We start from the raw sequence: 15380 nt of genomic DNA, 5'->3' as shown, positions 1-15380 counted from the left end.
GAATATATTAGTATGGAGACTATGTTTGGGCAGAAGCTGATGAAGGAGAATGCGCGCGATATGGCGTATGCCCTCTTCTTCATATTTGCGATAGGCTTCGTCGCCCTGCTCTCAACCGAGGCCAGCAAGCATTTACCAAAATAAAGAGCGGCCATCAGGCCGCTTTGATCTGCTTATTGGGGCGAACGATGGGATTCGAACCCACGACATTCGGGACCACAACCCGACGCTCTGCCAACTGAGCTACGTCCGCCATGTATCGACGTTGGCCACTATATCATCTTTCGAGGTCGAGAGCTACCCCCGTTAGCCTGTTATGTGGTAGTGCTATTGAGTTCTCGGAACCAGTAGAAGAGCTGGAAACCAGCACCTTGGTCTAGGCTGTTTTTACAGGCGTAGTTAGCTCGAATATGGGTAGGGCTTGTAAAGCTCGGTGAGGCAATCAGTACACCAGGGTGGAGACTCCAAGCGTTCAACCCGATGTTCTCATCGGCTAGATAATCAAGAAAGCTCGGGATGGCCGTCCTCGCATCGGGCCAGCATTCGTTCCTTGTCGAGGCGTAGTTGGTCCACTCACCCACTACCACGGGCGCGATATGCCTATTGACGAGAAAACCGAAGTCGGCATTCCAAGTCGCAGCGTTATGCGGGCCGTACGGATGGTGGATCGAGTACATCAGCGGACCGCCGGTGAGCAGATGCGAGTCTACGCCGGACAGGCTTGTATCTGCATACGGGCCCTCTACCCAAACCAGATTGGTAGCGCCCTCTGATCGTACATTACTCAGCAGGGTCTGCATACCGACGTAGGTGACCCCATGGTAGGTGCCACCATCCTGCCACAGCTGCCATACACGACCCGGGTTACCAACAAGCGGGCCGTTTGCAGAGTAGATCCTTGGTTCGTTGAAGAGATCGAGAACAACCCGTGGGTCCTTACCATAAAGGTTAACGATGTCATCCCAGAACCGAACGGTGGCCTGAGTTGGTCCAGTCTCATGGCCAACGGTTTCAGTCTGGGCATTGAGGACGACTACAAGCCCAAGCTTCTCGGCAAGTTTAACCTCGCTATTGATGGCGTTCATGAAAGCGCTTGAGTATGTATCCCCTGTCGGGCCAACCAAATTATCTTGAGCTACTTGAAATCGAACAGTGTTACTGCACCAGTTATCGGCGGTAGCGATTATCTCGGAATCATCGTACACGGTGTAACGCTGGTAGTCGGCACTTGAAAGCCCGGAGATGGTGATACCATATGGCGTGTATACTTTGCCGTCACTCTGCAGTATTTCAGTCCCCTTTTCGACGAATGGCCCGCGTGCTTTATCACAACTACTGGTGCTTTGTACGCTTGGTGCCGCCAACCAAACGTAAAGCTGGTAACCTGCTAGACCGAGAATCGCGATCAGAACAATGAGGGCGACATAAAGCTGCCACTTACCACCACGACGCTTTACGACTGACGAAACGACTTGCCGTGGGGAACGAGGCCGAACAATCCGTCGGGCGTTTTTTTTCAGATTATCAAATCGAGGCATACATCGTCTGGTACCCCGGGAGGGATTCGAACCCCCGACCTTGAGCTTAGAAGTCTCCTGCTCTATCCAACTGAGCTACCGGGGCATGTGTGCGTGGTGCGGGTAGAGAGAGTCGAACTCTCCTCGCCACTTTGGAAGAGTGGCATAATAGCCGCTATACCATACCCGCGTACAGCACGGTTTTATTCTACCACAATTACCCCTGATACATTGACACAATACACACTGTATATGACTATAGTTTTAAAGGACGGACATGCCAGGCGAACGTAACGAACGAGACCCTCAAGTACACATAGATATGGCACCACAACATGGCGGATGGCGCCGAGGACTCCGGCGAATTACACAACTAAGCCTTGCAGTCCTTGATAGTGACTGGCCGCCTATGATTGTCCCACCGGGTATGGCAATCGGCTACGCTGCAAGACTGAGATGCCAGGAGCTGCGAAGCACTTTGGCCCAGCCCGAAGCTGGCAGGACTCAGGAAGAGCGACCCTAAGGGGTACTACTGGAGATCGGCTACATCGAGGGTGACTTTGTCGCCGCTCTCTATCTGACCGGCTAGTACCCGTTTAGCAATAACGTCCTCTACCGTTCGCTGCATGACCCGGCGGAGTGGTCGAGCCCCGAGTCGCGGGTCATAGCCTTGCTTGGCCATCCACTGTTTAGCCTCAGGTGTTAGCGAGACGCTCATCTTCTGAACAGCCAACGTCTTGTTGATCTGTGCCAGGTTAAGGTCGACAACTTGGACAAGTTCTGCCTCGGTCAGCGGCCTGAAGAGTACAATCTCATCAAAACGGTTGAGGAACTCAGGACGGAACTGATTGCTATTAATCAGCTCATCAACGAACGATGATTCAAACTGGACGATCTCTTCACCCTTCTCGATATGTGCCCGTATTGCCGCAGCCCCGGCGTTGCTCGTTGCAACTATAATGGCATCTCGGAAGGAGACCTCACGGTTATTCTTATCACGCAATATGCCCTCATCGAGTACCTGCAACAAGGCGCTCATGACATCGGTGTGCGCTTTCTCTATCTCGTCCAACAAGACAACGCTGAATGGCTGCTTAGAGACCTGAGCGGCCAAAGACTTAGGATCCGTAGCACCGTCAGCAATAAGTCGAATTAGATCGTCCGAGCGGACGAATTCGTTAAGGTCAATACGGATCAGCCTATCCTCGCCGCCAAAGTAGGCCGCAGCCAGCGATTTGGCCAGTTCGGTCTTACCAACGCCAGTCGGGCCGAGGAACAGGAAAGTGCCAATCGGCCGGTTCGGGTTACGGACACCGGCTCGAGCTCTTCGCAGAGCGCTGGCAACAACCTGAACAGCACGAGATTGGTTGACCATTCGCCGATGGATTAGATCTTCTAGGTTGAGCAGTGTTTCACGCTCGTCTTCTGTGTGGGCCGTACCTACTTTAATATTGTAGTTCGCCTCTATAGTCTGCTGAACCGATTCAGCCGTGATATAGCCGTTCTCGGGATGATGGGCAGCTGCCTCCAGCAGTTTCAGGGCCCGACCCGGCATCACTTGGTCAGCAATATAACGTTCACTCAAACTGTAGATCTGCTCGAGTGCCTGATAGAGATAGGTCACTTTGGCCTGGTATTCGACAGATAATAGATAGTCTTCCATGATCCTCATAGTGGCATCCTTAGAGAGCGGCTCGACACTGATCCGGTTAAAGAGGCGACCGAGACTTGGGTTGGTCTGGTTAACCCGCAGCCAGCACTGGTCGTCCATTGCCAGAATAATGCGAAGTGCTCCACCTTCGAGAGCCTGCATCAGAATATTGGATAAGTTAACCGAGCCTGTGCCCTCTTCAAGAAAGAGATCAGCGTTGTCCAGAAACAGAATGATATTCTTGGCATAGAAAGCCTCTGCGAAGATCTGTTGAACAAGGTTCTCAAGTTCTCCCCTACCTCCGGCGTTGGCAATCAGGACACCAGGGTCGAGGCCGATGACTCTGTTGTATTTCAGTGACTTCGGTGTCGTCGATCGTGGGTTGATCAGTTCTTCAGCGAGCATCGAGACGAGCATGCTGCGACCCGACCCCACACCGCCAACAAGGGTTGCGTTTCGCCGGCCGCTGACGAGGACATCGACTATTTGATCGACGAGTGGTCGTCGATTGGCGAGATCGCGGGAGATGGCCCTATCGTGCTCTACCCGCATGGTGATGCTATAACCGAACCGGTCAAGCAGCGGCGTAAAGCCAAAGGCCCAATCACGGGCAACCCCGCCATTGATCGGGTTCCTGGTATCTTCAAAGATCCGCTTGATATGGGTGTACCAGGCCACTCCTAGCCGTAAGTCATCAGGATCAACTTTGAGTTCAGCTAAGTACTTTTCGACATTGGGCAGGGAAAGGACGATGGCGGCAGTGACTGCCGCACTAGTTAACTCTTTAATGCCGTCAGCCTCTGAGAGCTCGAGGGCTTTATGCCAGATTAGCGATGAATCGTCATGAAATTCGCTGGCAAAGTTGGTGATCAATCCGGGATCGATGGTGAAGCGAATATGCATAAAGTTGAAACCACTGGTACCAGCAAGAGCGTTAGCGATTACTCGTGGTGATGGTTGGGCAGGAAGCTTCCCGAGTAGATTTCTTTCAAGAAGGTCGGCGATCGTCCCTCCTTTAGTAACAGGCAGCGACCTAAGCTCTTGCCGATACCATATCCAGAGGACGAGGCAGACAAAGCCCGGAATAGCTACCAGCCAACCCGCCGATTGGTGAAGCAGAATAAGGATAGCCAAAGAGCCTATGAAGGTAACGGCCGTGACCGCCCAGAGAGCCACTTGAAGACCCTTGCTATCCATAACGCGACCGAAACGGGCCTTTACTGCTCGAGGGTGGTGATAGTCAAGCTGGAGGCTGACGGTACTCATAGTTTGACGCCCCCGAAAGCTAAGACGCAAAGAACGACCGGCGAGAGTGGCAGGAAGGGCCAGATGATCAGCCAGAGTCCCCAGAAAATACCGATAGCGATAGTCGCCAGAAGACCCGTAATCAGCATGATGATGCGGACCATGAAGCCGACAAAGCGAGAGACCGTCCTGTCAACAAAGAGACGCAGCTGGACATTGAGACCACCAAGGCCTTTAGCTGCACTGACCTGGCGAAACGGTGAGAAGAGCGTCGGCAGAATGAGGTCCAACGAGAAGAGCTCAGTTGTTCGCGACAGGTGCGTTACTCCTCGTTCGGCACTATTCCGCCAGCCAGATCCGTACCACCACGAAAAAAAACTGGCAAGCAGTTGCATGGCCTCATTGTAACAGCTTACGCTTCGAATGACGATCAGACGGACGGGTTGTTTCAGATGTGACGACGAGGAATCTGTCGCAGTTCTCTCTCTCGAGCACCCCGCTGGATGGCATCAAGGTAGCCATGCCACTTTCCGTACATGGCAACTTGCTCCTCAGGGCTGTGGCGGTCTTGGCCATACTGAGACGGAGTGACCAGTCTGCCTCCTGGCATCCGAGTGATAAGGCGGAGACCAATCAGTCGGCTGGTCTGGGTTCGTGGATCAAGCGAGACCGGTAGGTTGGCCTCGAGCAGGGTGACCATGGATGTATTGGCGCGCCGACCACCCTGTCGCTGAAGCCAGGCTCCCGTAGTTGGTATATGGGGATCGTCCCCATAGATAAGGCCCATCTCACTTAGCTGCGGCGGGTAGACACCGAGCATCACCGCACATACTCCTGGTCGAAGTTGTGCCCCCATAAAACGAAGCCTATCGCCAAGCAGGGCGAGTGATCCTTCGGGATTCATTCCTAATGCTGCCGCACTCTCAGAGCTCATAACTGCTGTCATCTTCTTCTCAACTCCAAAACCGGGCAGAGCCTTATCGTCGCCCCAAAGACCGGTCAGTTAGTATTTTTATACACTCAAAGCATACAAGGCGCAAGTTTGGTATAGAATCAGACTATGATTGGCATAGATTTAGTGTTCGTTCCTGAGTTTGAACAGCAACTTAAGGCAGGCGGGGAGACATTTATGCGTAAGGCTTTTCGAGTATCCGAGCCACTCAGTGATAAGGCCGAGCATCTGGCAGGTATGTGGGCGGCCAAAGAAGCGGTTATGAAAGCGGCGACCGTTCAGCCAGATAAGTGGACCGACATAGTTATCAGCCACGATAGCGAGGGCAGGCCGCATGCCCATATCAACGAGAGGGTATTTGAGATCTCAATCGCCCATCACGGCGATTACGCAGTGGCCGTAGCCCAAGAGATCAACATATGAGCTACCGACATTTTGGTGACTTTGTTAGTAGCATGTGGGCTTTTAACAACCGCTTGGCCCTGACTATCCGACCGTTTCTTAAGATCGAGCGAACGACGTATGCCGACTTGCGAAAGCAGTCATACCAAGTTGCCCACTACCTCATTTCACTTGGATTGAAGCATGGCGATCGCCTTATGATTGTCGCCCCCAATTCGCCTGACTGGGTCAAGCTTTTCCTGGGGGCCCAGCTGATCGGTGTAGTCGTGGTGCCCGTTGATGTCGCAAGCACACCCGAGACTATCTTGAACTATGCCAGCCAGACCGAACCAAAATTTATCTTCAGAAGTAAGCATCTCCACTCCGGCTTAGATAAGAAGCATAGAACAGTCATCCTCGATGAACTGAGGGAACAGATTGAGAAACAATCTACAATTGCGCCAAAAACGTCTATCTCCGGAGATGACTTAGCGGTCATCGTCTTTACTTCGGGAACCACCGCCGATCCGAAGGGTGTCATGCTAACTCAGCGCAATATTCTAAGTAATGTTGAGGGTGTTCAGCGCGCCTTAACTATCGACTCCGACTGGCGGTTACTGTCGGTGCTACCCTTATCACATATGTACGAACTGACGGGTGGTTGTCTGGCGGTGCTCTCATCAGGAGCCAGCATATTCTATATCCCCCGCGTCACACCCGCCGCCATAGCCAGAGGCCTGCAGGAGTATCACGTAACAGTCATAGCCGCCATTCCCCAACTTCTCATACTTCTACTTGAGCGAATTAAGCAGACTGCTGCCGAGACTGGCCAGGCTAAATCGCTGGCATTTGCTTTTAAGCTTGCTGAGGTGTTGCCGCTACCTGCCAGGCGGGCGCTCTTTCACAAAGTACACGAACGACTCGGTGGTGCATTGGAGATGGTTGTGACCGGCGGTGCACCGATACCCGAGAGCGTAGCCAGAGCTTGGGAGCTCATGGGAGTCATCACGCTGCAGGGCTACGGTTTGACTGAGACTGCCCCGATCCTGACCGTTAACCACCAGAACGATCGTCGATCTGGTTCGGCTGGCATGCCGCTCGATAATGTCCGCGTACGGATTGCCGGTGACGGAGAGATCCAGGCTAAGGGCCCGAATATCTTCAAGGGATATTGGAACAACCAAAAAGCCACTAAAGAAGTTCTCAGTAAGGACGGGTGGTTCCGAACAGGCGATGTCGGCAACCTTGAAGACGGTTGGCTGCGCATTCAGGGGCGTCTGAAGTTTGCCATCGTTCTGAGCAATGGGCTCAAAGTCTTTCCCGAGGATATTGAAGCCGTCACGGCCAAACGTCCTGAGCTCGGAGACGTCTGTATCGTCGGCATATCGACCCCAGATGGTGAGCAGGTACAAGCAATCGTAACGTCGAGCCGTTCTGATAGAGCCATAACCACCCTTATAGCAGAGGTGAACGAACATCTGGCTTCGTTCCAGCATATTGCGGGCTGGCGACGATGGCCCGATAAGGACTTCCCGCGGACCAGACTACTCAAGATTGATCGCAAGCTGGTTCAGAGATGGGCCAACCAGACTCGGGAAAGCAAGTCGAAAGAGTCGGCAGCTGACAAGAACCAGGATCAGCTTATCCGCGTATTGAGGATGAGTCTCGATAAGCCGGCAGCCCGAATCAAAGAGAGCGATAGGTTAGCCGATATCGGTCTCGACTCACTGCGCCGGTTGAACGTTGTCGCTCTGGTAGAAGAACAGATGGGGATAAGTATCTCCGAATCTTCCGTGACCCAGACGACTACAGTAGCGGCCTTGCGTCGTCTTGTTTCAAAGGGAACCGCCGTTGAGCCGGTCGCCAAACGACCCGACTGGCCCTATGAGCCTCTGCCCAGAAGCACTGGTGATGTTTTTCGGGAGATATTTATTCGAACTCTTCTGGGGACATTTGTGTCTGTCCGTGTCGAGGGTCGCGAGCACCTTAAGGGTCTCGAAGGGCCTGTTATCTTTATCTTCAACCACGTCGATAACCTTGATGCTATGCTCACCTACCAGGTCATCCCGAATCGATTCCGGCGCCACCTGAGTACTGCGCAGGCCGACGACTTTATGAAAGCACATAAAGTAGCAGCGTTATTCGGCAGGCTCTGTTATGGAAGCTTCAATATGGCCAGGCACGAACCTTACATGCCAAGCCTGAGCTACATTGGAACTCTTGCCGATAAGGGCTGGAGCGTTCTCATCGCACCAGAAGGAAAGATAAGTAAGAACGGCAAGCAGCAGCCATTCAAATCAGGAGCAGGTCTTTTGGCGGTCGAATTAGAGATGCCCGTTGTTATCGTCAAAAGTATCGGACTGTATGGGACGATGCCTCTTCACGCCAAATGGCCAAAACGCCACAGTAAAGTCACCGTCAGAATTTCCGAGCCAGTGATGTTCGGGCACGGGCAAGATTACGATAAAGCCACACGCCAGCTCGAACAGATGATGAAAGATCTCTAATGACTACGTAACAGCCGGTTGCGTGGGAACAGACACTGATACGGTCGTGCCATGACCTGTGCGCGAATCAAGGATGATATCACCCCCTAAGTAAGTCAGGATAAGTTTATCGAGATAGAGACTGAAGCCCATTCCCTCATGGTTAAAGACCTCGGCGCCTTCGCTCTTTGTGAACGGTTGGAACAGACGAGCAAGTTTTTCCTTCGAGATTCCGTCACCTTGGTCATGCACCGAAACTGTTAGCTTGCCAGACTGGAACGAGGTGCCTACCTCAATCGTTCCTTTCTCGGGACTATACGAAACAGCATTATCGATAACCCCATTTAAGACGTAGGTAAAGAGGCCCGGTTCTTGAAGGTCGACATGCATATCCTGCGGAGCCTGGAAGTGTAGTTCTTTCTGTGAGACCTTATCCTTCATGCCTCTAAATGCACCGGTTAGGACGCTGCTAAATGAGGTCTGCTTATATGGTTCGTGACTCATATAACCATGAAGCCTAGAAGCAACAATGAATTTATCAACGAGCGCCTGAAGCCGCTGTTCACCGTTGGAAATCGCCTTCACGGCAGGAGAGTCATTACCGCTTATAGCAGAGTGGATTTTAGCAAGATCCCCTTTAAGCGCCGATACGGCATGATTGATCAGACTATCACGAGCGACGCCGAGAGAAGCTTCCTTGTCGACTACTTGTTTCAGCAGTGCCGTATCCCGCCTTCTGAGGAAGCGGTTGCGATGTACTTGGTAGAGGGCAAGGATGATGACGGCGAAGACGATAGCCTGCAAGGCAATGCCTACCTGACTTACCGTAAAGGTAGTCGCATGAGACATTAAATAGTTAAAGGCAATCCAGATTATACCCAACATTACGAGCGGCAGCATAAAGCCACGCTGCTTAATGAGATACGAGAACTTGATATCTTCTTTATTCATACTCGGCTCAAAAGTGGATGGCCCTTGGCTTGTAGCTTGGGCATCTGACAGAAGTTGTTCGATCTTTGTATGCATATCTTGTGTCGCTGCTTGTAGTACGGGGATGATCTTCGTATCTACGCCTCCTAATGATTTAGATAGATCGACCCCACCTGTCAGAAGCGTCATTGGCGTACGCAGGTAGTGTGAAGCCAGCTCGATAAAAGTCTTCTTCATCTCGTTAACGCCACGAGCCCTACTAAGTAGACTTTCAAGGCGTGCATACTCACGTATTTCTTTGGCCGATTGATAGAAGACCATGAGCGTGTAGATCCCGAGCATGACAAAGAGAATATAAGGGAAGGCATAGATGATTGCGTGTGGCAGTATCTTGACGATCTGGTTGGCCACACGAGTCAAGAGCGGCAGAGGGGCCTTGAAGCTAGCCAGTTTCCAGAATTTGAGGGTCACCGCGCCGGTCGAAGACGAGATGTTGACCGCTTCGACTCCAACATTGTTGTGTCCACTATTATTGAGATCAAGGAGTCTTGTTTGGCCAGGCGTAAATGTGACTGTCTGATTATTCAATGAGGCTGGGTTAACGCTAATCGTTGCCATCGACGTACCGCCACTAGTCGAAATTTTCGCAACTGTTAAGCTGTACGTAGTTTCAGAACTACTCGAGGCCGGAGACTGAGCGCAGGTGTTCGAAGTGGCAGAGTTATCGGGTAGACAGAGCTGGTAAACTGTAGCCTGCCCCATTCTTGAGGTATGGGTATAGCCTGAGCCGTCGGTAAAGTCTTTCTGCTTATCAAGATCGATTACAGTGCTCTGCTCAGTTGCCTTCGTATGCTTCGGCTGAGGGGCGGTCGGTATAGATGTCGTCGGAGGGCTTGATGTCAGGATAGTAGTGGGCGGCTTTGATGGGCCGCTCGGTGTCGATGTACCACCGGAGCCGGAGCCCCCGCTTCCAGTTCCACCACCACTTCCGCCGCCGGTTCCTCCCCCGGTGCCACCACCTCCTCCACCTCCACCACTTTGGCTGACCGTGACGTTGTAAGTATGGGTATCAGTGTATGTACCGATGGATCCGTTATTGTCAGTGATCTTAACTGTGAAGCTATACGTGCCGGGTGTCGTGACCGTACCACTCAACTGCCCCGTGCCCGAGTTAAAAGATAGTCCGGTCGGCGGTGAACCTGAGAGTAACGAGTAACTCACCGCACCCTGTGTCTGATCGCCGAGCACCTGTGAATAATTAGTGCCAACCGTCGGACTGGTATTGATAGGTACTAGATTCGCAAAGCCGAAAATCAACACTCGACCATCCTCTTGATCAGAGACATAGAGCTGATTCGATGTTGTATCGTATGCGTCCGTCAGTCCATAGGGCAGATCCATATCGTACTTGCTAGGTATATTCATCGCATTGTAGGTAGTCAGATTTGGTTGGCCGATGACTTCGTTTGCGTTTGCGTTGTCTGTGATGCCCCCTGAGAGATCGAAACCGAGAATACGTGAGCTTGCTTCGTCCTCGACGAATAGGCGTTGATTTACTTGGTCATATGCAAGTCCAAAGGGAATGAACTGGTTTGCTTTCGGAGGTGGCGTCCCTGCGGTCGAGGTCGTACTCGTAAAGTTAGGCTCCCCAAGTACATGACTAGCCAGCATCCCACTGCCGATCGCAGCAGTATTAAAGACGAGCACTCTGTTCGCCGATCCGGCATCAGCCACGAACAGTTCATCGTTTTGCGTATCGATGGCGAGTCCGTCCAGGCTCCCACTACTGCTGAAGGTACTCTGGGACGTCCCAGTCACATTATTGGTATAGTTCGTCTGGCCGATGACGTAACTGGCCCCCATCCCTGTGGATAACGAACCGGTACTGGTGTTGTAGACCATGACACGATTGTTAGATACATCCCCAACGTAGAGGTAGTCTGTATTCGGGTCATAAGCTATTCCTGCGTATGGATCGTTGAGGGTGGTCTGAGTGTCGCCACTTCCACTTCCTGTCCAAGTCGTCTGGCCGATGACATACTTAGCCGGCATTCCGTCGGATATACCGTTAGAGAGATCGTACACAAGGACACGATCGGAGCACGCGTCAGCGACAAAGAGCAGATTACGATTCGGGTCGCCCGTGATTCCGGACGGACAGGTTATAGTAGTCTGACTTGCGCTTGTGGATGCGGTAGTTGTAAAGTCTGGTTGACCTAAGACGTAACTAGCAACTGGAGGGCTGGCCAGGTTGTCGTTGTTATCAAGCTGGTATACCATAACCCGATCAAAACCGGCATCTGCCACATACAGAAGGTGATGCACAGTATCGACATAGGTACCATTTGGCTGATCGGCAAACTCGTTTAAGAAGTGACCCTTATCGTTAAAGCCTGCACTCGTATATGTTGGATTGCCATTAAAGTCGGTCTGGCCAAGGACGCTCGTTGGAGCCATATCATTTGAAACACCACTAGAGAGATCAAGTGTCAAAACACGAGAGTCGTTATCGCTTAGATAGAGTCGTTTGTTTCCTGGATCATAACCAAAACCGTTTGGCTCCCAGTATGTTGTGCTATTGATAGTTGTATCGGTCGTGTTGGCGGTCGTGAAATTTGGCTCCCCGAGAACAAAGCTAGCGTTCATGCCGTCTGATATCCCGCCGCCGAGGTCAAAGACCGTATCACGGGCATTACCGAAGTCCGAAACAAAGAGCTGGTCTGTCGCCGTATCCAGCAACAGGTGACCTGGCGTGTTCATCCCGCTCTGGGTGAGTGCATGCGTATCACCTGAGGTGTTAGGTTGGCCCAAGACATGACTGGCCGCCATACCGTTAGTAATTCCGCTGGAGAGGTTATACACGAGAACACGACCTCCTGATATGCTGGCTATCCCGTCAGATTGAGCATCACTGACATAGAGAAGTTTGTTCGCTAAATCGTACGCAACACCGTTTGGATCAAGGGTGACACTCCCGTTAATCGTCGGCGAAGCCAAGTTGACGTGTGTCGTATAGTCGGGCTCACCGAGAACGTTACTGGCAGGCATATTGTCGCTAATCCCGCTGGAGAGGTTAAAGATAAGGAGACGAGAACCATTGTAGTCGGCTACAAAGAGTTGCTGGCTAGACGTGTCATAGGCGAGCGCTTGTGGGTCTAGAATATTTGTCTGCGAGTCGGATTCCGTATTACCCAGATCGGTATTACCTGTTGTAAAGTTCGACTGGCCAAGCACGTAACTGGCGTTCATATTATTGCTAATCCCGCCTGCGAAATCGAAGACGAGGACACGGCTGTCGCACTCATCAGCCACAAAGAGCCTATCGTTGACTGAGTCGAAAGCCATCGCATTGCTACAGGCGATACTACTCTGAGTGACAGGCTGGTTGGTGAAGCTGTTCGTCTCGGTCGTTAAGTCAGGCTCACCGAGAACATAATTCGGGATCGTACTTACAAGATTGTTGTTGTTATCAAGATTATAGACGAGGATTCGTGAGTTGCTGCCGTCATCAATAAAGAGACGGTGATTAGATGTGTCCACGACGATATCGTTGGGACCCATCCCGTATTGGTTGGTTGGTTCGATAAAGTTCGAGAAGGCGCCCCCGACTGCATTAAATTCGCCGATTACATTGCTGGCCGCATATTCACCTGAACCGTCAGCTAGATGATAATGGGGGCGTGCAAGGTATGGCATAAGTGGAGCAAAGATAAGAAGAACCATCGCTCCAAAAAAAGCCAAGGCAGAACCCCAGTGGGAGATGAAAGGCCCATATTTTGAGGGGCGACGATAAGGAACCCCGTACCGGTAAACAGGCCCTTTTGACCTTATTATGTTTATTTTCACCCTTTTTGTCTCTCAAACTCTCCCCCTAATAATAAGGGGCGACAAGCATAAACACAATAGCAACTTGCGTCACATGGTTGTGAAATAGCTCTCAATCAACAAGCTCTACTAATTTCGACTGGTCGACCGGAGCGATTGTTCTCTCTCGGGGTTCATGGTAAAGTGTTGTAAGATATTAACCATAAGCGTAAACAACGACTATGAAAAACACTAAAAAGCGAAAGCTCCCATCAGTAAGCAAACGAGCCAAGACGAACCTCGGCCGCTACAAACTCATTACGGCTGTTGTATCAGTCCTTGTAGTTGCATTCATTGGTGCCCACGTATATCTATCCAGCAGTTCCGCTGATAATAGCCCCTATCCAGATCCAAACGGCACGCATTGGCACTGCCAAGAATATAAGTCCCTCTATTCATGGGACTGCATATCAGGATTTGGGTTCCTCTATGGCGGCATGTGGGCGTTCGTGTCCGACTTCTATCAGCATCCCCACCCGTCCAGCGACTATGTAGTCAACGAAGCATATTTTAACCAGAACGGTCCGAACGGGATGACCAAGACCGCCCAGTGGAGACACCGCCTGATAGCAGTCAACGACGGAGCGGTACAAGGTCTTGTCGAACCATTCGACTGGCGCATCTCAGCAGGTGACAATAACCCGCCTGCGCCTACCACATGTCTAGTTCTAACTGGCGACCAACAGGGTCAGCAGATTCCCTGTACGCCACTCGTACAGACATCGATCCTTGATTACTGGCACCAAGCCAACGTGATCCCAAGCCAAGTTGCCTGGTAACAGGTCGACGAAGGTTTTACTTACGTAATCTGTCCCTTTATGTTTAGCTATAGCCATGTCCTCGAATGGAAGCTTGATAGTCGCACACGCTCAAAATCCTCTTCGAGAGGGCATATATCCGAATAAAGAGTTCGCAGCTCGTCTTGATCTAGCGGCAACTCTGTTTGACGACGCGAGAGCAAGCGAGCTTGCAGCCAAGTCGGTAATTTACGTACCTGGCAGCAGACATCGCCGCGGGCGTAGAGTTGATCACGTCCCCCTTGCTGCCGCAGGCGTCAGATACCTCACCCAAAGGCGAGGCGTGCCGTTTGGTCGTACCCACGGTTCAGACTGGAACAGGCGATATAAGGGAGAGCGTGGCGTTTATAACGCAGGCGACGAGGTGTATGTTGCAGCACAAGCCCTGCGAGAGCATGCGCAAACCTATTCAAGGCTTGTAGCAGTATGTTCGCTATCCCAAGTACCGCGTCTCTTGCTTCACTATCAGGCTTACGGTCTGGAACCAGAGATACATACGATACAGCCAGAACCTGGGAGTGTCGATAGCCATGGTGGTCTAATCGAGCGTGTATTGACAATGTATACACGTCGCTTGAACCCTACCTGGCAAAGAGGATTGATACCTCGTCTTATTAGAGCAACACGACTTCCTTGAGAATAAATCTTATGATCTGGTCGGGGTGAGAGGACTTGAACCTCCGACCTCAGCGTCCCGAACGCTGCGCGCTAGCCAACTGCGCCACACCCCGAGGCATTGTTATTATAACTGATCTGATGGACCTGGCAACAGATGAGGGTGCTGACCGGCCATTCATAAGCAATCTCTCATAATCACCGTATATAAAGAGGTTACTTAAGGAGAACTAAACTACACCAATGAACATATTAGTCTTAGGAGGTGACGGTTTCTGTGGTTGGCCCACCGCACTACACCTATCAAAGCTCGGCCATGACGTCACTATCGTCGACAATCTAAGCCGTCGACAGATCGATGTCGTGCTCGAGGTTGAGTCGTTAACGCCGATCGCTAACATGAGTACACGCCTGTCGGCATGGCGGAAAATCTCAGGCAAGAGAATCGGTTTTGACATACTCGATCTGGCTACAGAGTACGATAAGCTGGTTGGCTACCTTAAGTCACACAAACCAGATGCCATCGTCCACTTCGCTGAGCAGCGCTCGGCCCCATACTCGATGAAGAGCCCCTCGACTAAGCGTTACACGGTCAATAATAACGTTAACGCCACTCACAACCTCTTGTGTGCACTTGTTGAAAGCAATTCAGATGCTCATGTCGTCCACCTTGGCACCATGGGAGTCTACGGCTATGGTTGGTCAGGTAGCGCTCCAATACCTGAAGGCTACTTAGATGTCAAAGTCGAAACACCAGAGGGTGAGATAACCCGTAATATTCTCCATCCTGCCAATCCTGGTTCTGTCTACCACATGACCAAGACACTCGACCAGCTGATGTTTGCTTTCTATGCCAAGAATGACGAGCTGCGAATTACCGATCTTCACCAGGGTATAGTGTGGGGTACTCAGACGCCTGAGACGGTCCTTGATGAGCGCCTC

At 51.6% G+C, this 15380-nt stretch carries 11 protein-coding genes and 4 tRNA genes; 6 read left to right on the top strand and 9 right to left on the bottom strand.

Features of this window, described 5'->3' with window-relative positions:
• The first annotated feature begins 12 nt into the window (after positions 1 to 12).
• Positions 13 to 144: a hypothetical protein gene (locus VGS28_02875; protein HEV2412724.1), complete on the top strand. Its 132-nt coding sequence runs from the start codon at positions 13 to 15 to the stop codon at positions 142 to 144.
• Between the two features lie 33 nt (positions 145 to 177).
• Here the strand turns inward: VGS28_02875 and VGS28_02870 are convergent.
• The 4 genes from VGS28_02870 to VGS28_02855 form a co-directional block, all read right to left on the bottom strand.
• Positions 178 to 253 (bottom strand) — tRNA-His (locus VGS28_02870).
• Between the two features lie 61 nt (positions 254 to 314).
• Positions 315 to 1538: a cellulase family glycosylhydrolase gene (locus VGS28_02865; protein ID HEV2412723.1), complete on the bottom strand. Its 1224-nt coding sequence runs from the start codon at positions 1536 to 1538 to the stop codon at positions 315 to 317.
• Between the two features lie 8 nt (positions 1539 to 1546).
• Positions 1547 to 1623: transfer RNA gene (locus VGS28_02860), tRNA-Arg, on the bottom strand.
• Between the two features lie 9 nt (positions 1624 to 1632).
• Positions 1633 to 1707 (bottom strand) — tRNA-Gly (locus VGS28_02855).
• Between the two features lie 87 nt (positions 1708 to 1794).
• On the opposite strand from VGS28_02855, the gene VGS28_02850 reads away from it, so the two are divergent.
• Entirely contained in the window at positions 1795 to 2040 is a 246-nt protein-coding gene (locus tag VGS28_02850; protein ID HEV2412722.1) for a hypothetical protein, read from the top strand.
• Positions 2041 to 2046: 6 nt separating this feature from the next.
• Here VGS28_02850 and VGS28_02845 read toward each other — a convergent pair whose 3' ends face one another.
• Genes VGS28_02845 through VGS28_02835 form a run of 3 tightly spaced genes read right to left on the bottom strand, consistent with a single transcriptional unit; the run spans position 2047 to position 5359 of the window.
• On the bottom strand, positions 2047 to 4434 hold the full coding sequence (locus tag VGS28_02845; protein HEV2412721.1) for an AAA family ATPase: 2388 nt from the start codon (positions 4432 to 4434) through the stop codon (positions 2047 to 2049).
• Positions 4431 to 4808 carry a hypothetical protein gene (locus VGS28_02840; GenBank protein HEV2412720.1) on the bottom strand — a complete coding sequence of 126 codons (378 nt, stop codon included), beginning with the start codon at positions 4806 to 4808 and terminating at the stop codon, positions 4431 to 4433. Before VGS28_02840 ends, VGS28_02845 begins: the two co-directional genes overlap by 4 nt.
• 53 nt (positions 4809 to 4861) lie before the next feature.
• Positions 4862 to 5359: a hypothetical protein gene (locus VGS28_02835; protein ID HEV2412719.1), complete on the bottom strand. Its 498-nt coding sequence runs from the start codon at positions 5357 to 5359 to the stop codon at positions 4862 to 4864.
• Between the two features lie 114 nt (positions 5360 to 5473).
• Between VGS28_02835 and VGS28_02830 the strand changes: the two genes are divergently transcribed.
• Both VGS28_02830 and VGS28_02825 read left to right on the top strand, forming a co-directional pair.
• Positions 5474 to 5788, top strand: a complete 315-nt coding sequence (locus VGS28_02830) for a 4'-phosphopantetheinyl transferase superfamily protein (GenBank protein HEV2412718.1) — start codon at positions 5474 to 5476, stop codon at positions 5786 to 5788.
• Entirely contained in the window at positions 5785 to 8253 is a 2469-nt protein-coding gene (locus VGS28_02825; protein HEV2412717.1) for an AMP-binding protein, read from the top strand. The genes VGS28_02830 and VGS28_02825 overlap by 4 nt, the downstream gene beginning before the upstream one ends.
• 3 nt (positions 8254 to 8256) lie before the next feature.
• On the opposite strand, the gene VGS28_02820 is transcribed toward VGS28_02825, so the two are convergent.
• Positions 8257 to 12903 (bottom strand): ATP-binding protein, encoded by a 4647-nt coding sequence (locus VGS28_02820; protein ID HEV2412716.1) that lies wholly within the window; start codon positions 12901 to 12903, stop codon positions 8257 to 8259.
• A gap of 305 nt (positions 12904 to 13208) precedes the next feature.
• Here VGS28_02820 and VGS28_02815 point away from each other — a divergent pair, with 305 nt between their 5' ends.
• Complete coding sequence (locus VGS28_02815) at positions 13209 to 13805, top strand: hypothetical protein (GenBank protein ID HEV2412715.1); 597 nt, start codon at positions 13209 to 13211, stop codon at positions 13803 to 13805.
• Positions 13806 to 14477: 672 nt separating this feature from the next.
• Here the strand turns inward: VGS28_02815 and VGS28_02810 are convergent.
• A tRNA-Pro gene (locus VGS28_02810) sits at positions 14478 to 14554 on the bottom strand.
• A gap of 127 nt (positions 14555 to 14681) precedes the next feature.
• Here VGS28_02810 and VGS28_02805 point away from each other — a divergent pair.
• The coding region (locus VGS28_02805; protein ID HEV2412714.1) for an NAD-dependent epimerase/dehydratase family protein at positions 14682 to 15380 on the top strand (699 nt) is incomplete at its 3' end.

The organism is Candidatus Saccharimonadales bacterium (assembly GCA_035945435.1).
In the GTDB taxonomy this organism is placed as follows: domain Bacteria; phylum Patescibacteriota; class Saccharimonadia; order Saccharimonadales; family DASZAF01; genus DASZAF01.
The sequence above is the reverse complement of the archived record's forward strand: the minus strand, read 5'-3'. Positions and strand labels throughout refer to the sequence as shown.

Excerpts from the sequence above, each read along its gene's own strand:
- VGS28_02845 (HEV2412721.1), bottom strand. The coding sequence starts at position 4,434 with ATGAGTACCGTCAGCCTCCAGCTTGACTATCACCACCCTCGAGCAGTA.
- VGS28_02865 (HEV2412723.1), bottom strand. The coding sequence starts at position 1,538 with ATGCCTCGATTTGATAATCTGAAAAAAAACGCCCGACGGATTGTTCGG.
- VGS28_02825 (HEV2412717.1), top strand. The coding sequence starts at position 5,785 with ATGAGCTACCGACATTTTGGTGACTTTGTTAGTAGCATGTGGGCTTTT.
- VGS28_02815 (HEV2412715.1), top strand. The coding sequence starts at position 13,209 with ATGAAAAACACTAAAAAGCGAAAGCTCCCATCAGTAAGCAAACGAGCC.
- VGS28_02840 (HEV2412720.1), bottom strand. The coding sequence starts at position 4,808 with ATGCAACTGCTTGCCAGTTTTTTTTCGTGGTGGTACGGATCTGGCTGG.
- VGS28_02850 (HEV2412722.1), top strand. The coding sequence starts at position 1,795 with ATGCCAGGCGAACGTAACGAACGAGACCCTCAAGTACACATAGATATG.
- VGS28_02835 (HEV2412719.1), bottom strand. The coding sequence starts at position 5,359 with ATGACAGCAGTTATGAGCTCTGAGAGTGCGGCAGCATTAGGAATGAAT.
- VGS28_02875 (HEV2412724.1), top strand. The coding sequence starts at position 13 with ATGGAGACTATGTTTGGGCAGAAGCTGATGAAGGAGAATGCGCGCGAT.
- VGS28_02830 (HEV2412718.1), top strand. The coding sequence starts at position 5,474 with ATGATTGGCATAGATTTAGTGTTCGTTCCTGAGTTTGAACAGCAACTT.